The sequence below is a fragment of the Burkholderia sp. Ax-1724 genome (genome assembly GCF_011752995.1).
GTDB lineage: Bacteria > Pseudomonadota > Gammaproteobacteria > Burkholderiales > Burkholderiaceae > Paraburkholderia.
Genome location: NZ_VWWL01000018.1, coordinates 19783 through 35923 on the forward strand (window position 1 = coordinate 19783; position 16141 = coordinate 35923).

Sequence of the window (16141 nt, forward strand, 5' to 3'; positions counted from 1 at the left end):
ATTAACTTTTTGAAAGAAGAGAAACATGGCTAAAGGTAAATTCGAACGGACCAAGCCGCACGTGAACGTGGGCACGATCGGTCACGTTGACCACGGCAAGACCACGCTAACGGCGGCGATCACGACGGTTCTGACGCAGAAGTTCGGCGGCGAAGCGAAGGCATACGACCAGATCGATGCAGCGCCGGAAGAAAAGGCACGTGGTATTACGATCAACACCGCGCACGTCGAGTACGAAACGGCAAACCGCCACTACGCACACGTCGACTGCCCGGGCCACGCCGACTACGTGAAGAACATGATCACGGGCGCAGCGCAGATGGACGGCGCAATCCTGGTGTGCTCGGCCGCAGACGGCCCGATGCCGCAAACGCGTGAGCACATCCTGCTGGCGCGTCAGGTTGGCGTTCCGTACATCATCGTGTTCCTGAACAAGTGCGACATGGTGGACGACGCTGAGCTGCTGGAGCTCGTCGAGATGGAAGTGCGCGAACTTCTGTCGAAGTACGACTTCCCGGGCGACGACACGCCGATCATCAAGGGTTCGGCCAAGCTGGCGCTGGAAGGCGACAAGGGCGAACTGGGCGAAGTGGCGATCATGAGCCTGGCCGACGCGCTGGACACGTACATCCCGACGCCGGAGCGCGCGGTTGACGGTTCGTTCCTGATGCCGGTGGAAGACGTGTTCTCGATCTCGGGTCGCGGCACGGTGGTGACGGGTCGCGTCGAGCGCGGCATCATCAAGGTCGGCGAGGAAATCGAGATCGTCGGTATCCGCGCAACGGCCAAGACGACCTGCACGGGCGTGGAAATGTTCCGCAAGCTGCTCGACCAGGGGCAGGCAGGCGACAACGTGGGTATCCTGCTGCGCGGCACGAAGCGTGAAGACGTGGAGCGTGGTCAGGTTCTGGCGAAGCCGGGTTCGATCAACCCGCACACGCACTTCACGGCAGAGGTGTACGTGCTGAGCAAGGATGAAGGCGGCCGCCACACGCCGTTCTTCAACAACTACCGTCCGCAGTTCTACTTCCGTACGACGGACGTGACGGGTTCGATCGAGCTGCCGAAGGACAAGGAAATGGTGATGCCGGGCGACAACGTGTCGATCACGGTGAAGCTGATCAACCCGATCGCGATGGAAGAAGGTCTGCGTTTCGCGATTCGCGAAGGCGGTCGTACGGTCGGCGCTGGTGTCGTCGCCAAGATCATCGAGTAGAATCGAAGATTGCTGTATTTGCTGTGCCCGGGTCCGGGCACTCGCTCCCTGCGAGCGCCCGGGCCTACGTTCTTTTTCTAATTGGCGGTGCAATATCGCCTCGCTCTTTTCAAGGAATTCGTCATGCAAAACCAGAAAATCCGCATTCGCCTGAAGGCTTTCGACTATCGCCTGATCGATCAATCGGCAGCTGAGATCGTCGACACGGCAAAGCGGACTGGCGCAATCGTTCGTGGCCCGGTGCCCCTGCCGACCCGTATTCAACGTTTCGACATCCTGCGTTCGCCGCACGTCAACAAGACGTCGCGTGATCAGCTCGAAATCCGCACGCACCTGCGTCTGATGGACATCGTCGATCCGACGGACAAGACCGTCGACGCGCTGATGAAGCTGGATCTGCCGGCCGGCGTGGACGTTGAAATCAAGCTGCAGTAAGGCTTCCAGCGGTTCTCAGGTTGATCGGAGAACGCTAAGTCATTGATTGCTTGCGAAAAACGAAAGGCCTCGCTATAATGCTAGGCTTTTCGCGCATTTGCGTAAAAAAGTCGGCGTGCTGCAGCATGGTTTCATGCCCGAAACGGCGCCGGCATTTTGTAAATTAGCCCCGACCAATCGCAGTCGGGAATGGAGAAAACGATGAGCCTTGGACTCGTAGGTCGCAAGGTTGGCATGACCCGTATCTTCACGGCTGAAGGGGATTCGATTCCCGTCACCGTGCTGGACGTGTCCGACAACCGCGTGACGCAGATCAAGACTGTTGAAACCGACGGCTACACGGCCGTGCAGGTTGCATTCGGTACGCGCCGTGCATCGCGCGTGACGAAGCCGTTGGCAGGTCATCTCGCCAAAGCCGGTGTTCAAGCCGGTGAAATCCTCAAAGAATTCAAGATCGATGCCGCCAAGGCTGCCGAGTTGTCGAACGGCACCGTGGTTGGTCCCGAACTGTTCGAAGTGGGCCAGAAGGTTGACGTGCAAGGCGTGTCGATCGGTAAGGGCTACGCCGGTACCATCAAGCGTTACAACTTCTCGTCCGGCCGTGCATCGCACGGTAACTCGCGCTCGCACAACGTGCCGGGCTCGATCGGTATGGCGCAGGATCCGGGTCGTGTTTTTCCGGGTAAGCGCATGACCGGTCACATGGGTGACGAGAATGTAACGGTGCAAAACCTCGAAATCGCTCGTATCGACGCTGACCGCAAGTTGCTGCTGGTCAAGGGCGCCGTTCCGGGTGCGAAGGGTGGCAAGGTATTCGTTACGCCGGCCGTGAAGACGCGTGCCGTGAAAGGAGCGAAATAATGGAACTTAAGCTCCTGAATGCCAATGGTCAGGAAGGTGCAGGCGTTAGCGCGTCGGACGTCGTGTTCGGCCGTGACTACAACGAAGCCCTGATTCACCAGGTTGTGGTTGCGTACCAGGCGAATGCCCGTAGCGGCAACCGCGCGCAGAAGGATCGTGAGCAGGTCAAGCACACGACCAAGAAGCCGTGGCGCCAGAAGGGTACGGGCCGTGCCCGTGCCGGTATGTCGTCGAGCCCGCTGTGGCGCGGCGGTGGCCGTATCTTCCCGAATTCGCCGGAAGAAAACTTTTCGCACAAGGTCAACAAGAAGATGCATCGCGCAGGTCTCTGCTCGATCTTCTCGCAGCTGGCTCGCGAAGGCCGCATCTCGGTGGTCGACGAACTGACGCTCGAAGCGCCGAAGACGAAGCTGCTGGCCGAAAAATTCAAGGCGATGGGTCTCGACTCCGTGCTGGTGATCACCGACACGGTTGACGAAAACCTGTACCTCGCGTCGCGCAACCTCGCCCACGTGGCGGTTGTCGAGCCGCGTTACGCCGACCCGCTGTCGCTGATCTACTTCAAGAAAGTCCTGATCACGAAGGCTGCGGTCGCCCAGATCGAGGAGTTGCTGTCATGAGCGAGATTCGCAAGAACGATCATCGTTTGATGCAGGTCCTGCTCGCGCCGGTGGTCTCCGAAAAGGCGACGCTGGTTGCCGACAAGAACGAGCAGGTTGTGTTCGAAGTCGCGCCGGATGCCACGAAGCAGGAAGTGAAGGCCGCAGTCGAGCTGCTGTTCAAGGTGGAAGTCGATTCCGTCAACGTGCTGGTCGCGAAGGGCAAAGCCAAGCGCTTTGGTCGCTTCATGGGCAAGCGCAAGGACGTGAAGAAGGCGTATGTCTGCCTGAAGCCCGGCCAGGAAATCAACTTTGAAGCGGAGGCCAAGTAATCATGGCAATCGTGAAAGTTAAGCCGACTTCGCCGGGTCGCCGCGCGATGGTCAAGGTGGTCAACAAGGAACTGCACAAGGGCAAGCCGTTTGCTGCGCTGCTCGACACGCAATCCTCGACCGCCGGCCGTAACAACAACGGCCACATCACCACGCGTCACAAGGGTGGTGGTCACAAGCATCACTATCGCGTCATCGACTTCCGTCGCACGAAGGATGGCATTCCGGCCAAGGTCGAGCGTCTCGAGTACGACCCGAACCGTAGCGCGAACATCGCGCTGGTTCTGTACGCAGACGGCGAGCGCCGCTACATCATCGCTCCGAAGGGTGTCACAGTCGGTCAGCAACTGATGTCGGGTTCGGAAGCGCCGATCCGCGCAGGTAACACGCTGCCGATCCGCAACATTCCGGTCGGTACGACGATTCACTGCATCGAAATGCTGCCGGGCAAGGGCGCGCAGATGGCGCGTTCGGCTGGTACGTCGGCAATGCTGCTGGCTCGCGAAGGCGTCTACGCGCAGGTTCGTCTGCGTTCGGGCGAAATCCGCCGCGTGCACGTTGAATGCCGCGCGACGATCGGTGAAGTGGGCAACGAAGAGCATAGCCTCCGTCAAATCGGTAAGGCTGGCGCAAACCGCTGGCGCGGTATCCGTCCGACGGTGCGCGGCGTTGCAATGAACCCGGTCGACCACCCGCATGGTGGTGGCGAAGGCAAGACTGCGGCTGGTCGCGATCCGGTGAGCCCGTGGGGTACGCCGGCGAAGGGCTATCGCACCCGCAGCAACAAGCGCACGACGAGCATGATCGTCCAGCGCCGTCACAAGCGTTAAGGAGTAGGCAATGGCACGTTCTATTAAGAAAGGTCCGTTCTGCGACGCCCATTTGCTGAAGAAGGTTGAGGCGGCTGCAGCATCGCGTGACAAGAAACCGATCAAGACCTGGTCGCGTCGCTCGACGATCCTGCCGGACTTCATCGGTCTGACGATCGCCGTGCACAACGGCCGTCAACACGTTCCGGTGTATGTCACGGAAAACATGGTCGGCCACAAGCTTGGCGAGTTCGCACTGACCCGTACGTTCAAGGGTCACGCGGCCGACAAGAAGGCCAAGAAATAAGGGGCAATCAAGATGGAAGTGAAAGCAATTCATCGCGGTGCCCGCATCTCGGCGCAGAAAACGCGCCTTGTGGCTGACCAGATCCGCGGTTTGCCGGTCGACAAGGCGCTGAACGTTCTGACGTTCTCGCCGAAGAAGGCTGCGGGAATCGTGAAAAAGGTCGTGCTGTCGGCGATCGCGAATGCGGAGCACAACGAAGGTGCCGATATCGACGAGCTCAAGATCACGAGCATTTACGTCGACAAGGCAGCATCGCTGAAGCGTTTCACCGCACGCGCCAAGGGCCGCGGTAACCGCATCGAGAAGCAATCCTGTCACATCACTGTGACGGTCGGGAATTAAGGGGTCATACGATGGGACAGAAAATTCATCCGACTGGCTTCCGTTTGGCCGTCAGCCGCAATTGGGCTTCGCGTTGGTACGCGAACAACAACAATTTCGCGGCGATGTTGCAGGAAGACATCGGTGTTCGTGAATACCTGAAGAAGAAGCTGAAGAACGCGTCCGTCGGCCGCGTGGTGATCGAGCGTCCTGCAAAGAACGCGCGTATCACGATTTTCAGCTCGCGTCCGGGTGTCGTGATCGGCAAGAAGGGCGAGGACATCGAACTGCTGAAGTCCGAGCTGCAAAAGCGCATGGGCGTTCCGGTTCACGTCAACATCGAAGAAATCCGCAAGCCGGAAACCGACGCGCAACTGATTGCTGATTCGATCACGCAGCAGCTCGAGCGCCGGATCATGTTCCGCCGCGCGATGAAGCGTGCGATGCAGAACGCGATGCGTCTGGGTGCTCAAGGCATCAAGATCATGAGCGCTGGCCGTCTGAACGGTATCGAAATCGCCCGTACGGAATGGTATCGCGAAGGTCGCGTGCCGCTTCATACGCTGCGTGCCGATATTGACTACGCGACGTCGGAAGCAAAGACGACGTACGGCATCATCGGCGTGAAGGTGTGGGTCTACAAGGGCGACACGCTCGGCCGCAACGACGCACCGGTGGTCGAAGAAGTCACCGAAGAAAAGCGTCCGCGCCGCAACGCACGTCCGGGTGGTGATCGCCGTCCGCGTCGTGATGGTGAAGGTGGTGGCCCGGCAGGTGCACGCCGTGGCGCTCCCCGTCGTGCTGGCGGTGCCGGCGACGGGAAGACTGGAGAATAACGATGCTGCAACCGAAACGCAGAAAGTATCGCAAAGAGCAGAAAGGTCGTAACACCGGCGTTGCTACCCGCGGCAACGCGGTGTCGTTCGGTGAATTCGGCCTGAAGGCTGTCGGTCGTGGCCGTCTGACCGCGCGCCAGATCGAAGCGGCGCGTCGTGCAATGACGCGTCACATCAAGCGCGGTGGCCGCATCTGGATCCGCATTTTCCCGGACAAGCCGATCTCGACCAAGCCGGCTGAAGTGCGTATGGGTAACGGTAAGGGTAACCCGGAGTACTACGTCGCTGAGATTCAACCGGGCAAGATGCTGTACGAAATGGACGGCGTAACCGAAGAACTGGCGCGCGAAGCGTTCCGTCTGGCTGCAGCGAAGCTGCCGCTGAAGACGACGTTTATCGTGCGTCAGCTCGGCGCCTAAGGAGCAAATGATGAAGGCTTCCGAACTTCACCAGAAAGATCAGGCCGCGCTCAACAAGGAGCTGTCGGACCTGCTGAAGGCGCAATTCGGCCTGCGCATGCAACTCGCGACCCAGCAGCTCACGAACACGAGCCAGCTGAAGAAGGTCCGTCGCGACATCGCACGTGTGCGGACCGTCCTGACTGAGAAGGCGAACCAGAAATGAACGATAGCGTAAAAACCTCGCTCAAGCGGACGCTGGTCGGCAAGGTCGTCAGCAACAAGATGGACAAGACGGTTACCGTGCTGGTCGAACACCGCGTGAAGCACCCGATCTACGGCAAGTACGTCGTGCGTTCGAAGAAGTACCACGCGCATGACGATGCGAACACGTACAACGAGGGCGACCTCGTTGAAATCCAGGAAACTCGTCCGATTTCGAAGACGAAGGCTTGGGTTGTGGCTCGCCTGGTCGAGGCTGCTCGCGTCATCTAATGTCGCAAAGCTGTAGAAGTAGTTGAAATCGCAGTAAGTTTCGCTTGCAAGACCGGGATTATTTGATATAATCTCGGTCTTCCCTCTTTATGGGAGCCCCGTCGCGGGCGAAGTTGGTGGGGGAAGCGGTTCGGGCGCCAGCCTGTATCGAAGGATTCACCGGATTGCGATGGCGGGTTTCGTTTGCCGTCGCTGCTGTTCTAACCCAAGCAGCCGATTGGCTGACGGGACCAAGACTGACCGGGAAGCACCATGGTGGTGTAACCGGATTAAGTTGGGAAAGATAAACCATGATCCAGACCGAAACTCGGCTTGAAGTAGCCGACAACACGGGTGCACGTGAAGTCATGTGCATCAAGGTGCTCGGCGGCTCGAAGCGTCGTTATGCCAGTATTGGCGACATCATCAAGGTGACTGTCAAAGAGGCAACGCCGCGCGGGCGCGTGAAGAAAGGCGAAATTTACAACGCCGTGGTGGTTCGCACCGCCAAGGGCGTGCGCCGTCAGGACGGCTCGCTGATCAAGTTCGACGGCAATGCCGCAGTGCTGCTGAATACCAAGCTCGAACCTATTGGCACCCGTATTTTTGGGCCTGTCACGCGCGAGTTGCGCAGCGAACGATTCATGAAGATCGTTTCGCTGGCGCCTGAAGTGCTGTAAGGAGTCGCGATGAACAAGATTCGCAAGGGTGACGAAGTTATCGTCATTACCGGCAAAGACAAAGGCAAGCGTGGCGTTGTGCTGGCCGTTCACGGCGAAACCGTGACTGTCGAGGGTATCAACCTCGTCAAGAAGCACGTCAAGCCGAACCCGATGAAGGGTACGACGGGCGGCGTGGAAGCCAAGACGATGCCGCTGCAAATTTCGAACGTCGCATTGGTCGACGCGAATGGCAAGCCATCGCGTGTAGGCATCAAGGTCGAAGGAGACAAGAAAGTCCGTTTCCTGAAGACGACCGGTGCCGTGCTGAGCGCCTGACGCTGCGGAGTAAAAAATGGCTCGTTTGCAAGAGTTTTACAAAGAGAAGGTTGTACCCGGCCTCATCGAGAAGTTCGGTTACAAGTCCGTGATGGAAGTGCCGCGCATCACCAAGATCACCCTGAACATGGGCCTTGGCGAAGCGATCGCTGACAAGAAGATCATCGAAAACGCCGTTGGCGATCTGACGAAGATCGCTGGTCAGAAGCCGGTGATCACGAAGGCGCGTAAGGCAATCGCTGGCTTCAAGATCCGTCAGGGCTATCCGATCGGTGCAATGGTCACGCTGCGTGGCCAGGCAATGTACGAATTCCTCGACCGTTTCGTGACGGTTGCGCTCCCCCGTGTGCGCGACTTCCGTGGCGTGTCGGGTAAGGCGTTCGATGGTCGCGGCAACTACAACATCGGTGTGAAAGAGCAGATTATTTTCCCCGAAATCGACTACGACAAGATCGACGCACTGCGTGGGCTGAACATCAGCATCACGACGACTGCGAAGACTGACGATGAAGCAAAGGCTCTGCTCGCCAGCTTCAAGTTCCCGTTCAGAAACTGAGGTTACCGTGGCTAAACTGGCACTGATCGAACGTGAAAAGAAGCGTGCTCGTCTCGCAGCTAAGTACGCTCCCAAGCGTGCAGAGTTGAAGGCGATCATTAGCGATATGAGCAAGTCGGACGAAGAGCATTACGCAGCACGTCTGGAACTGCAGCAACTGCCGCGTAACTCCAATCCGACTCGTAAGCGCAACCGTTGCGCAATTACCGGTCGTCCGCGCGGCACGTTCCGTAAATTCGGGCTGGCGCGTAACAAGATTCGTGAAATCGCGTTCCGCGGCGAGATCCCTGGCCTGACCAAGGCGAGCTGGTAATAGGAGAAACATAAATGAGCATGAGTGATCCTATCGCCGATATGCTGACTCGCATCCGCAATGCGCAGATGGTCGAGAAGGTTTCGGTGACTATGCCCTCGTCGAAAGTCAAGGTTGCGATTGCGCAGGTCCTGAAGGACGAAGGTTATATCGACGATTTCGCAGTGAAGTCCGAAGGTGCGAAGTCGGAATTGAACATCGTGTTGAAGTATTACGCTGGCCGTCCGGTCATCGAGCGCATTGAACGCGTTTCGAAGCCGGGTCTGCGTGTGTACCGCGGCCGCAACGACATCCCCGTGGTCATGAATGGTCTCGGTGTCGCAATCGTGTCGACGCCGAAGGGCGTGATGACGGACCGCAAGGCACGTGCAACGGGCGTTGGCGGCGAAGTCATCTGCTACGTCGCTTAAGGCCGAAAGGAGAGAAACATGTCTCGAGTAGGTAAGAGCCCGATCGCGCTGCAAGGCGCGGAAGCGGCCCTGAGCGCCGACAGCATCACTGTCAAGGGTCCGCTGGGTACGATTTCGCAGGCTGCAAACAGCCTCGTGAAGGTGGTGAACGACAACGGCACGCTGAAGTTCGAGCCGGTCGACGAAAGCCGCGAAGCGAATGCGATGTCGGGCACGATGCGCGCACTGGTGGCGAACATGGTGCACGGCGTGACGAAGGGTTTCGAGCGCAAGCTGACGCTGGTTGGCGTTGGTTACCGCGCGCAGGCGCAAGGCGACAAGCTGAATCTGTCGCTGGGTTTCTCGCACCCGGTGGTGCACCAGATGCCGGCTGGCGTCAAGGCAGAAACCCCGTCGCAAACCGAAATCGTGATCAAGGGGATCAACAAGCAACAAGTCGGTCAAGTCGCGGCAGAAGTGCGCGGCTACCGTCCGCCGGAGCCCTACAAGGGCAAGGGCGTGCGTTACGCCGACGAGGTTGTGATCCTCAAAGAAACGAAGAAGAAGTAAGGGTGCGCAATCATGGATAAGACTCAATCTCGCCTGCGCCGCGCTCGTCAGACGCGTATCAAGATCGCTGAGCTGCAGGTCGCGCGTCTCGCCGTGCATCGCACGAACACGCACATCTACGCACAAGTGTTCTCGCCGTGCGGCACCAAGGTGCTCGCCAGCGCGTCGACGCTCGAAGCCGAAGTGCGTGCGCAACTGGCTGATCAATCGGGCAAGGGCGGCAACGTTGCTGCTGCGACCCTGATCGGCAAGCGCATTGCAGAAAAGGCTAAGGCTGCCGGCATCGAATCCGTCGCCTTCGACCGTTCGGGTTTCCGTTACCACGGCCGCGTGAAAGCGCTGGCTGATGCGGCGCGCGAAGCCGGACTCAAGTTCTAAGGGAAGAATTCGTCATGGCAAAGATGCAAGCTAAAGTTCAGGCTGACGAACGCGACGACGGCCTTCGTGAAAAGATGATCTCGGTCAACCGCGTGACCAAGGTCGTGAAGGGGGGCCGTATTCTCGGCTTCGCTGCACTGACCGTGGTTGGCGACGGTGATGGTCGCGTCGGTATGGGCAAGGGCAAGGCGAAGGAAGTGCCGGTTGCTGTCCAGAAGGCGATGGAGCAGGCCCGCCGCAACATGTTCAAGGTGCCGCTGAAGAACGGTACCCTGCAACACGAAGTGCACGGTAAGCACGGCGCATCGATGGTCCTCCTCGCTCCGGCGAAGGACGGTACCGGTGTGATCGCTGGCGGTCCGATGCGTGCAGTGTTCGACGTGATGGGCGTGCAGAACGTCGTGGCCAAGAGCCACGGTTCGACGAATCCGTACAACCTCGTTCGTGCGACGCTCGACGGCCTGCGCAAGCAGTCCACGCCGGCCGACATCGCTGCGAAGCGTGGCAAGTCCGTCGAAGAAATTCTGGGCTAAAGGTGGACACCATGTCTGATAAAACTGTCAAGGTCCAGCTCGTCAAGAGCCTGATCGGCACTCGCGAATCGCACCGTGCAACGGTGCGTGGTCTGGGCCTGCGCCGACTCAACTCGGTTAGCGAGTTGCAGGATACGCCGGCTGTGCGCGGCATGATCAACAAGGTTTCGTACCTCGTTAAGGTCATCAGCTAAGCGGCTGACCAGGACTCAAGGAGTTGATAATGGAATTGAATAACCTGAAGCCGGCTGAAGGCGCGAAGCATGCAAAGCGTCGCGTTGGCCGCGGCATCGGCTCCGGCCTCGGCAAGACCGCTGGCCGTGGTCACAAGGGTCAGAAGTCGCGTTCGGGCGGCTTTCACAAGGTTGGCTTCGAAGGCGGTCAAATGCCGCTGCAACGTCGCCTGCCGAAGCGTGGCTTCACCTCGCTGACGAAGGAATTCGTCGGTGAAGTGCGTCTCTCGGATATCGAGAAGCTGCCGGTCGACGAAATCGATCTGCTGGCTCTCAAGCAAGCCGGCTTGGTCGGCGAGCTGATCCGTAGCGCCAAGATCATTGCAACGGGCGAGCTCAAGCGCAAGGTCGTTGTGAAGGGTCTGGGTGCGACGAAGAGCGCACGCGCTGCTATCGAAGCAGCCGGTGGCTCGTTTGCCGAGTAACGCGCAAGTTATTTGCCGGCACTAGCATTTGCATCGGAGAAGGTACTTGGCTAACAGCCCGAGTCTCGCAAAACCCGGTCGCAGCGCGGCGAAGTTTGGCGATCTGCGTCGGCGAGCAGTGTTCCTGCTGCTGGCGCTGGTCGTCTATCGTATCGGCGCGCACATTCCGGTGCCGGGTATCGACCCGGACCAACTGGCGAAGCTGTTCCAAAGCCAGTCGGGCGGCATCCTTGGCATGTTCAACATGTTCTCGGGTGGCGCACTTTCGCGGTTCACGATTTTCGCGCTGGGGATCATGCCGTACATTTCGGCGTCGATCATCATGCAGTTGCTGGCGATTGTCTCGCCGCAGCTCGAGGCGTTGAAAAAGGAAGGGCAGGCAGGCCAACGGAAGATTACGCAGTACACGCGGGTCTTCACGGTTGTGCTGGCGACCTTTCAGGCGTTCGGCATTGCCGTCGCGCTGGAAAATCAGCCGGGCCTCGTGATCGATCCGGGGATGGTGTTCCGGTTGACGACGGTCGTAACGCTGGTGACCGGCACGATGTTCCTGATGTGGCTGGGTGAGCAGATCACGGAGCGCGGGCTTGGCAACGGTATCTCGATCATCATTTTCGGTGGTATTGCGGCCGGTTTCCCGAACGCAATCGGTGGTCTCTTTGAACTGGTGCGAACCGGCTCGATGAGCATCATCTCGGCGATTATCGTCGTCGCGCTGATTGCCGCTGTGACGTATCTGGTGGTGTTCATCGAACGCGGCCAGCGCAAGATTCTTGTGAATTACGCGAAACGCCAAGTGGGCAACAAGATTTACGGTGGCCAGTCTTCGCATTTGCCGCTGAAGCTGAACATGTCGGGTGTGATTCCGCCGATCTTCGCATCGTCGATCATTCTCTTCCCGGCAACCATCCTGAACTGGTTCAGTTCGGGTTCGCGCACCAGCTGGTTCGCAGACACGTTGCACAACGTGGCCGAGGCCTTGAAGCCTGGTCAACCCGTGTACGTGTTGCTGTACGCGTTGGCGATCGTCTTCTTCTGTTTCTTCTACACCGCACTGGTGTTCAACAGCAGAGAAACGGCCGACAACCTGAAAAAGAGTGGCGCTTTCGTCCCAGGCATCCGCCCGGGCGATCAGACAGCGCGATATATCGACCGCATCCTCACGCGTCTGACGCTGGCCGGTGCGATCTACATCGTGTTCGTTTGCCTGCTGCCCGAATTTCTGGTGCTGCGCTGGAACGTGCCGTTTTATTTTGGTGGAACGTCGCTGCTGATCATTGTCGTCGTCACAATGGATTTCATGGCGCAGGTGCAGTCGTACGTTATGTCGCAACAGTATGAATCGCTGCTGAAGAAAGCTAATTTCAAAGGCGGCGGCGTCCCGATGCGTTGAAAGGACTTATGGCCAAAGACGATGTTATCCAGATGCAGGGCGAAGTAATCGAGAACCTGCCTAACGCTACCTTCAGGGTGAAGCTGGAAAACGGCCATGTCGTATTGGGACACATATCCGGCAAGATGCGGATGCATTACATCCGAATTCTGCCGGGCGACAAGGTGACGGTTGAATTGACGCCTTACGATCTGTCGCGTGCGCGGATCGTGTTCCGGGCGAAGTGATTTGAAAAAAGGGTAATATCATGAAAGTGATGGCATCGGTTAAGCGCATTTGCCGCAATTGCAAGATCATCAAGCGCAAAGGCGTTGTGCGCGTGATTTGCAGCTCTGATCCGCGCCACAAACAGCGTCAAGGCTGAACGCCGCGCTTTTGCTTGCGCTTTTTGTTTGAGGAAAAACAATGGCTCGTATCGCAGGGGTTAACATCCCGAATCACCAGCATACCGAAATCGGCCTGACGGCTATTTACGGTATCGGCCGCACGCGCTCGCGCGACATTTGCGTCGCTGCTGGTGTGGCATTTTCGAAGAAGGTCAAAGACCTGAACGACGCAGACCTCGAAAAGCTGCGTGAAGAAGTCGGCAAGTTCATCGTCGAAGGTGATCTGCGTCGTGAAACGACGATGAACATCAAGCGCTTGATGGATCTCGGCTGCTATCGTGGCGTGCGGCATCGTAAGGGTCTTCCCCTGCGCGGCCAGCGTACGCGTACGAATGCCCGTACGCGCAAGGGTCCGCGTCGTGCAGCGCAGTCGCTGAAGAAGTAAGCGGAACTGACAGTTACAGGAAAACGTAATGGCTAAGGCTTCGAACAACTCCGCGGCGCAACGCGTTCGCAAGAAGGTCAAGAAGAACGTCGCCGAGGGCGTGGTTCACGTTCACGCGTCGTTCAACAACACCATCATCACGATCACCGACCGTCAAGGCAACGCGCTTGCTTGGGCAACGTCGGGTGGTCAGGGCTTCAAGGGTTCGCGTAAGTCGACCCCGTTTGCAGCTCAGGTTGCAGCTGAATCGGCTGGCCGCGTGGCGATGGAATACGGCGTGAAGAACCTCGAAGTGCGGATCAAGGGCCCTGGTCCTGGCCGTGAATCGGCGGTGCGCGCGCTGCATGGTCTTGGTATCAAGATCACCGCGATCTCCGACGTGACGCCGGTCCCGCACAACGGCTGCCGTCCGCCGAAGCGTCGTCGTATCTAAGACGCTGGTTTTTGCGAGCGCCTGTTGCCGCTTTGCGCGGCGGCGGGCTGCGCGCGTTACTGAATTGACTAAGCCCACCGTTCGACCCAAAGGGTTCGGACTAGCGTGAGTGGATACACTCGCGTGATTATTCACAGAAGGAATCAACGTGGCACGTTATATCGGCCCTAAGGCCAAGCTGTCCCGCCGTGAAGGCACCGACCTCTTCCTGAAGAGCGCCCGCCGCTCGCTCGCCGACAAGTGCAAGCTTGACAGCAAGCCTGGTCAGCACGGCCGCACCTCGGGCGCACGTACGTCCGACTACGGTACGCAGCTTCGCGAAAAGCAAAAAGTGAAGCGCATTTACGGTGTGCTCGAGCGCCAGTTCCGCCGCTACTTCGCTGAAGCAGATCGCCTGAAGGGCAACACGGGTGAAAACCTGCTGCAACTGCTCGAGTCGCGTCTGGACAACGTCGTGTATCGCATGGGTTTCGGCTCGACGCGCGCTGAAGCACGTCAGCTCGTGGGCCACAAGGCGATCACAGTGAACGGCGTCGTGACGAACATCCCGTCGATGCAAGTGAAGGCTGGCGACATCGTCGCCGTGCGCGAACAGAAGCGCAAGCAGGCTCGTATCATCGAAGCCCTGTCGCTCGCTGAGCAAGGCGGTATGCCGAGCTGGGTCGCGGTCGACGCGAAGAAGTTCGAAGGTACCTTCAAGCAGAAGCCGGAACGCAGCGACATCGCTGGCGACATCAACGAAAGCCTGATCGTCGAATTGTATTCGCGGTAATCGGATTGACTGCCGGGGCGGCCCGATTGCGTTGTGCAAGGGGCCGTCTCGGCTGTTTATTTTCAGGTTGTTACCGGTCAGCCTTATCGGTGTAACGAGCCGAGGGTATTGAAAAGGAAAACCTATGCAAACCAGTTTGTTGAAGCCCAAGATCATCGCAGTTGAATCGCTTGGCGAGAGCCACGCGAAAGTGGTCATGGAACCGTTTGAACGCGGTTATGGCCACACCTTGGGTAACGCGCTTCGGCGCGTACTGTTGTCGTCGATGGTGGGCTACGCGCCGACCGAAGTGACGATCGCAGGCGTCGTGCATGAGTATTCGACGCTCGACGGTGTGCAAGAGGATGTGGTCAACCTGTTGTTGAACCTGAAGGGTGTCGTCTTCAAGCTGCATAACCGTGACGAAGTGACGGTTACGCTGCGCAAGGACGGCGAAGGCGTGGTCACTGCCGGCGATATCGAACTCGCACACGATTGCGAAGTCATCAACCCGGATCACGTGATTGCGCACCTGTCGAAGGGCGGCAAGCTCGACGTGCAGATCAAGGTCGAAAAGGGCCGCGGCTATGTGCCGGGCAACGTGCGTCGTTACGGCGAAGAGTCGGCCAAGATCATCGGCCGTATCGTGCTGGACGCGTCGTTCTCGCCGGTTCGCCGCGTGAGCTACGCGGTCGAAAGCGCTCGCGTCGAGCAGCGTACCGACCTCGACAAGCTCGTGATGAACATCGAAACCAACGGTGTGATTTCGCCGGAAGAAGCGATCCGTCAATCGGCTCGCATTCTGGTCGATCAACTGTCGGTGTTCGCGGCTCTGGAAGGTACGGAAGCTGCGGCTGAAGCGCCGTCGCGCGCACCGCAGATCGATCCGATCCTGCTGCGTCCGGTCGATGACCTCGAACTGACAGTTCGTTCCGCGAACTGCCTGAAGGCCGAGAACATCTACTATATCGGCGACCTGATCCAGCGCACGGAAAACGAGCTGCTCAAGACGCCGAACCTTGGCCGCAAGTCGCTGAACGAAATCAAGGAAGTTCTGGCGTCGCGTGGTCTGACGCTCGGTATGAAGCTCGAAAACTGGCCGCCGGCTGGTCTCGACAAGTAATTTCGGGTGTAGCCCGCGAGTCGTTCCGCTGTACTGTACTGGCAAAGACGCGGATTTTCCTTTAAAATCCACGTCTTGTCTTTTTTCACTACCGGCCCGTGCACTCTCACCGCCTGCATGTCGATGCAGCGAAACGAGCGCGATAGAAGAGCTGGACCAAAACTTTGAACTGAAGGAATTAACATGCGTCACCGTCATGGTCTGCGGAAACTGAACCGCACGAGCAGCCACCGTCTGGCAATGCTCCGTAACATGTCCAACTCGCTGATCGAGCACGAAGTCATCAAGACCACGCTGCCGAAAGCAAAAGAACTCCGTAAAGTCGTCGAGCCGCTGATCACGCTCGGCAAGAAGCCGTCGCTGGCAAACCGTCGTCTCGCGTTCAACCGCCTGCGCGATCGTGACTCGGTCACGAAGCTGTTCGACGTGCTCGGCCCGCGCTACGCAAATCGTCCGGGCGGCTACCTGCGCGTCCTGAAGTTCGGCTTCCGCGTTGGCGATAACGCACCGATGGCACTGGTCGAACTGCTCGACCGTCCGGAAGTTGAAGAAGTTGAAGTGCAAGAAGCTGAATAAGCTTTTTTAGCTTCGAGAAAAAGCCAGGCACCTAGCCTGGCTTTTTTGTTTTCCACGCCTGACTCCTGATCGCCACACGCAAACAGCGCCTCGGCAGCGGCCAAATGCAGC

30 protein-coding genes are annotated in these 16141 nt (G+C 58.5%); all 30 read left to right on the top strand.

Annotated elements, in window-relative coordinates; translation table 11 throughout:
- Window positions 1–25 precede the first annotated feature (25 nt).
- The 30 genes from tuf to rplQ all read left to right on the top strand — a co-directional run bounded on the left by tuf (window position 26) and on the right by rplQ (window position 16030).
- Window positions 26–1216 (top strand): elongation factor Tu, encoded by a 1191-nt coding sequence (gene tuf / locus F3J19_RS20990; RefSeq protein WP_167045394.1) that lies wholly within the window; start codon window positions 26–28, stop codon window positions 1214–1216.
- Window positions 1217–1339: 123 nt separating this feature from the next.
- A complete protein-coding gene (gene rpsJ / locus F3J19_RS20995) occupies window positions 1340–1651 on the top strand; it encodes a 30S ribosomal protein S10 (protein ID WP_017777154.1) in 312 nt (103 codons plus the stop codon).
- A gap of 201 nt (window positions 1652–1852) precedes the next feature.
- Complete coding sequence (gene rplC, locus F3J19_RS21000; RefSeq protein WP_167045421.1) at window positions 1853–2512, top strand: 50S ribosomal protein L3; 660 nt, start codon at window positions 1853–1855, stop codon at window positions 2510–2512.
- Window positions 2512–3132: a 50S ribosomal protein L4 gene (gene rplD / locus F3J19_RS21005; RefSeq protein WP_008923346.1), complete on the top strand. Its 621-nt coding sequence runs from the start codon at window positions 2512–2514 to the stop codon at window positions 3130–3132. The genes rplC and rplD overlap by 1 nt, the downstream gene beginning before the upstream one ends.
- Window positions 3129–3443 carry a 50S ribosomal protein L23 gene (gene rplW / locus F3J19_RS21010; RefSeq protein ID WP_008923345.1) on the top strand — a complete coding sequence of 105 codons (315 nt, stop codon included), beginning with the start codon at window positions 3129–3131 and terminating at the stop codon, window positions 3441–3443. Before rplD ends, rplW begins: the two co-directional genes overlap by 4 nt.
- Before the next feature lie 2 nt (window positions 3444–3445).
- Complete coding sequence (gene rplB, locus F3J19_RS21015; RefSeq protein WP_167045424.1) at window positions 3446–4273, top strand: 50S ribosomal protein L2; 828 nt, start codon at window positions 3446–3448, stop codon at window positions 4271–4273.
- A gap of 10 nt (window positions 4274–4283) precedes the next feature.
- Window positions 4284–4559, top strand: a complete 276-nt coding sequence (rpsS, locus tag F3J19_RS21020) for a 30S ribosomal protein S19 (protein ID WP_006998484.1) — start codon at window positions 4284–4286, stop codon at window positions 4557–4559.
- 12 nt (window positions 4560–4571) lie between these two features.
- Window positions 4572–4901: a 50S ribosomal protein L22 gene (rplV, locus tag F3J19_RS21025; protein ID WP_007730533.1), complete on the top strand. Its 330-nt coding sequence runs from the start codon at window positions 4572–4574 to the stop codon at window positions 4899–4901.
- A gap of 11 nt (window positions 4902–4912) precedes the next feature.
- Window positions 4913–5716, top strand: coding sequence for a 30S ribosomal protein S3 (gene rpsC, locus F3J19_RS21030; RefSeq protein WP_167045427.1), 804 nt, complete (start codon window positions 4913–4915; stop codon window positions 5714–5716).
- A gap of 2 nt (window positions 5717–5718) precedes the next feature.
- Window positions 5719–6135, top strand: a complete 417-nt coding sequence (rplP, locus tag F3J19_RS21035) for a 50S ribosomal protein L16 (RefSeq protein ID WP_008923342.1) — start codon at window positions 5719–5721, stop codon at window positions 6133–6135.
- A gap of 10 nt (window positions 6136–6145) precedes the next feature.
- Window positions 6146–6340: a 50S ribosomal protein L29 gene (gene rpmC, locus F3J19_RS21040; protein WP_007180130.1), complete on the top strand. Its 195-nt coding sequence runs from the start codon at window positions 6146–6148 to the stop codon at window positions 6338–6340.
- Window positions 6337–6609, top strand: a complete 273-nt coding sequence (rpsQ, locus tag F3J19_RS21045; RefSeq protein WP_007180129.1) for a 30S ribosomal protein S17 — start codon at window positions 6337–6339, stop codon at window positions 6607–6609. The genes rpmC and rpsQ overlap by 4 nt, the downstream gene beginning before the upstream one ends.
- Window positions 6610–6899: 290 nt before the next feature.
- The gene (gene rplN / locus F3J19_RS21050; protein ID WP_006998478.1) at window positions 6900–7268 is read left to right on the top strand and encodes a 50S ribosomal protein L14; all 369 of its coding nucleotides are present in this window, start codon (window positions 6900–6902) and stop codon (window positions 7266–7268) included.
- 9 nt (window positions 7269–7277) lie between these two features.
- Window positions 7278–7586 carry a 50S ribosomal protein L24 gene (rplX, locus tag F3J19_RS21055; protein ID WP_008923340.1) on the top strand — a complete coding sequence of 103 codons (309 nt, stop codon included), beginning with the start codon at window positions 7278–7280 and terminating at the stop codon, window positions 7584–7586.
- A gap of 16 nt (window positions 7587–7602) precedes the next feature.
- A complete protein-coding gene (gene rplE, locus F3J19_RS21060; RefSeq protein ID WP_085489231.1) occupies window positions 7603–8142 on the top strand; it encodes a 50S ribosomal protein L5 in 540 nt (179 codons plus the stop codon).
- Between the two features lie 7 nt (window positions 8143–8149).
- Window positions 8150–8455, top strand: a complete 306-nt coding sequence (gene rpsN, locus F3J19_RS21065) for a 30S ribosomal protein S14 (RefSeq protein WP_013340737.1) — start codon at window positions 8150–8152, stop codon at window positions 8453–8455.
- A 14-nt stretch (window positions 8456–8469) separates the two neighbouring features.
- Complete coding sequence (rpsH, locus tag F3J19_RS21070; protein ID WP_006052216.1) at window positions 8470–8865, top strand: 30S ribosomal protein S8; 396 nt, start codon at window positions 8470–8472, stop codon at window positions 8863–8865.
- An 18-nt stretch (window positions 8866–8883) separates the two neighbouring features.
- Window positions 8884–9414, top strand: a complete 531-nt coding sequence (gene rplF / locus F3J19_RS21075) for a 50S ribosomal protein L6 (RefSeq protein ID WP_167045430.1) — start codon at window positions 8884–8886, stop codon at window positions 9412–9414.
- 12 nt (window positions 9415–9426) lie between these two features.
- Window positions 9427–9792, top strand: a complete 366-nt coding sequence (gene rplR, locus F3J19_RS21080) for a 50S ribosomal protein L18 (RefSeq protein WP_008923336.1) — start codon at window positions 9427–9429, stop codon at window positions 9790–9792.
- A 14-nt stretch (window positions 9793–9806) separates the two neighbouring features.
- Window positions 9807–10325, top strand: a complete 519-nt coding sequence (rpsE, locus tag F3J19_RS21085) for a 30S ribosomal protein S5 (RefSeq protein ID WP_167045433.1) — start codon at window positions 9807–9809, stop codon at window positions 10323–10325.
- 11 nt (window positions 10326–10336) lie between these two features.
- Window positions 10337–10519 (top strand): 50S ribosomal protein L30, encoded by a 183-nt coding sequence (gene rpmD, locus F3J19_RS21090; RefSeq protein ID WP_008923335.1) that lies wholly within the window; start codon window positions 10337–10339, stop codon window positions 10517–10519.
- A gap of 29 nt (window positions 10520–10548) precedes the next feature.
- Window positions 10549–10983 (top strand): 50S ribosomal protein L15, encoded by a 435-nt coding sequence (rplO, locus tag F3J19_RS21095; RefSeq protein WP_008923334.1) that lies wholly within the window; start codon window positions 10549–10551, stop codon window positions 10981–10983.
- 46 nt (window positions 10984–11029) lie between these two features.
- Complete coding sequence (secY, locus tag F3J19_RS21100; RefSeq protein WP_008923333.1) at window positions 11030–12376, top strand: preprotein translocase subunit SecY; 1347 nt, start codon at window positions 11030–11032, stop codon at window positions 12374–12376.
- Between the two features lie 8 nt (window positions 12377–12384).
- A complete protein-coding gene (gene infA / locus F3J19_RS21105) occupies window positions 12385–12603 on the top strand; it encodes a translation initiation factor IF-1 (RefSeq protein ID WP_004521905.1) in 219 nt (72 codons plus the stop codon).
- 20 nt (window positions 12604–12623) lie between these two features.
- A complete protein-coding gene (gene rpmJ, locus F3J19_RS21110) occupies window positions 12624–12740 on the top strand; it encodes a 50S ribosomal protein L36 (protein ID WP_004199844.1) in 117 nt (38 codons plus the stop codon).
- A gap of 41 nt (window positions 12741–12781) precedes the next feature.
- A complete protein-coding gene (gene rpsM, locus F3J19_RS21115) occupies window positions 12782–13147 on the top strand; it encodes a 30S ribosomal protein S13 (protein ID WP_006052223.1) in 366 nt (121 codons plus the stop codon).
- Window positions 13148–13175: 28 nt separating this feature from the next.
- The gene (gene rpsK / locus F3J19_RS21120; RefSeq protein WP_006052224.1) at window positions 13176–13580 is read left to right on the top strand and encodes a 30S ribosomal protein S11; all 405 of its coding nucleotides are present in this window, start codon (window positions 13176–13178) and stop codon (window positions 13578–13580) included.
- A 148-nt stretch (window positions 13581–13728) separates the two neighbouring features.
- Window positions 13729–14352 (top strand): 30S ribosomal protein S4, encoded by a 624-nt coding sequence (rpsD, locus tag F3J19_RS21125; RefSeq protein ID WP_167045447.1) that lies wholly within the window; start codon window positions 13729–13731, stop codon window positions 14350–14352.
- A 124-nt stretch (window positions 14353–14476) separates the two neighbouring features.
- The gene (gene rpoA / locus F3J19_RS21130) at window positions 14477–15454 is read left to right on the top strand and encodes a DNA-directed RNA polymerase subunit alpha (RefSeq protein ID WP_075303258.1); all 978 of its coding nucleotides are present in this window, start codon (window positions 14477–14479) and stop codon (window positions 15452–15454) included.
- A 183-nt stretch (window positions 15455–15637) separates the two neighbouring features.
- Window positions 15638–16030 (top strand): 50S ribosomal protein L17, encoded by a 393-nt coding sequence (gene rplQ / locus F3J19_RS21135; RefSeq protein ID WP_013589828.1) that lies wholly within the window; start codon window positions 15638–15640, stop codon window positions 16028–16030.
- Window positions 16031–16141 lie beyond the last annotated feature (111 nt).

Bases quoted from the DNA above. Each gene is read 5' to 3' on its own strand.
- tuf (WP_167045394.1), top strand. From the start codon at position 26: ATGGCTAAAGGTAAATTCGAACGGACCAAGCCGCACGTGAACGTGGGC.
- rpsJ (WP_017777154.1), top strand. From the start codon at position 1,340: ATGCAAAACCAGAAAATCCGCATTCGCCTGAAGGCTTTCGACTATCGC.
- rplC (WP_167045421.1), top strand. From the start codon at position 1,853: ATGAGCCTTGGACTCGTAGGTCGCAAGGTTGGCATGACCCGTATCTTC.
- rplD (WP_008923346.1), top strand. From the start codon at position 2,512: ATGGAACTTAAGCTCCTGAATGCCAATGGTCAGGAAGGTGCAGGCGTT.
- rplW (WP_008923345.1), top strand. From the start codon at position 3,129: ATGAGCGAGATTCGCAAGAACGATCATCGTTTGATGCAGGTCCTGCTC.
- rplB (WP_167045424.1), top strand. From the start codon at position 3,446: ATGGCAATCGTGAAAGTTAAGCCGACTTCGCCGGGTCGCCGCGCGATG.
- rpsS (WP_006998484.1), top strand. From the start codon at position 4,284: ATGGCACGTTCTATTAAGAAAGGTCCGTTCTGCGACGCCCATTTGCTG.
- rplV (WP_007730533.1), top strand. From the start codon at position 4,572: ATGGAAGTGAAAGCAATTCATCGCGGTGCCCGCATCTCGGCGCAGAAA.
- rpsC (WP_167045427.1), top strand. From the start codon at position 4,913: ATGGGACAGAAAATTCATCCGACTGGCTTCCGTTTGGCCGTCAGCCGC.
- rplP (WP_008923342.1), top strand. From the start codon at position 5,719: ATGCTGCAACCGAAACGCAGAAAGTATCGCAAAGAGCAGAAAGGTCGT.
- rpmC (WP_007180130.1), top strand. From the start codon at position 6,146: ATGAAGGCTTCCGAACTTCACCAGAAAGATCAGGCCGCGCTCAACAAG.
- rpsQ (WP_007180129.1), top strand. From the start codon at position 6,337: ATGAACGATAGCGTAAAAACCTCGCTCAAGCGGACGCTGGTCGGCAAG.
- rplN (WP_006998478.1), top strand. From the start codon at position 6,900: ATGATCCAGACCGAAACTCGGCTTGAAGTAGCCGACAACACGGGTGCA.
- rplX (WP_008923340.1), top strand. From the start codon at position 7,278: ATGAACAAGATTCGCAAGGGTGACGAAGTTATCGTCATTACCGGCAAA.
- rplE (WP_085489231.1), top strand. From the start codon at position 7,603: ATGGCTCGTTTGCAAGAGTTTTACAAAGAGAAGGTTGTACCCGGCCTC.
- rpsH (WP_006052216.1), top strand. From the start codon at position 8,470: ATGAGCATGAGTGATCCTATCGCCGATATGCTGACTCGCATCCGCAAT.
- rplF (WP_167045430.1), top strand. From the start codon at position 8,884: ATGTCTCGAGTAGGTAAGAGCCCGATCGCGCTGCAAGGCGCGGAAGCG.
- rplR (WP_008923336.1), top strand. From the start codon at position 9,427: ATGGATAAGACTCAATCTCGCCTGCGCCGCGCTCGTCAGACGCGTATC.
- rpsE (WP_167045433.1), top strand. From the start codon at position 9,807: ATGGCAAAGATGCAAGCTAAAGTTCAGGCTGACGAACGCGACGACGGC.
- rpmD (WP_008923335.1), top strand. From the start codon at position 10,337: ATGTCTGATAAAACTGTCAAGGTCCAGCTCGTCAAGAGCCTGATCGGC.
- rplO (WP_008923334.1), top strand. From the start codon at position 10,549: ATGGAATTGAATAACCTGAAGCCGGCTGAAGGCGCGAAGCATGCAAAG.
- infA (WP_004521905.1), top strand. From the start codon at position 12,385: ATGGCCAAAGACGATGTTATCCAGATGCAGGGCGAAGTAATCGAGAAC.
- rpmJ (WP_004199844.1), top strand. From the start codon at position 12,624: ATGAAAGTGATGGCATCGGTTAAGCGCATTTGCCGCAATTGCAAGATC.
- rpsM (WP_006052223.1), top strand. From the start codon at position 12,782: ATGGCTCGTATCGCAGGGGTTAACATCCCGAATCACCAGCATACCGAA.
- rpsK (WP_006052224.1), top strand. From the start codon at position 13,176: ATGGCTAAGGCTTCGAACAACTCCGCGGCGCAACGCGTTCGCAAGAAG.
- rpoA (WP_075303258.1), top strand. From the start codon at position 14,477: ATGCAAACCAGTTTGTTGAAGCCCAAGATCATCGCAGTTGAATCGCTT.
- rplQ (WP_013589828.1), top strand. From the start codon at position 15,638: ATGCGTCACCGTCATGGTCTGCGGAAACTGAACCGCACGAGCAGCCAC.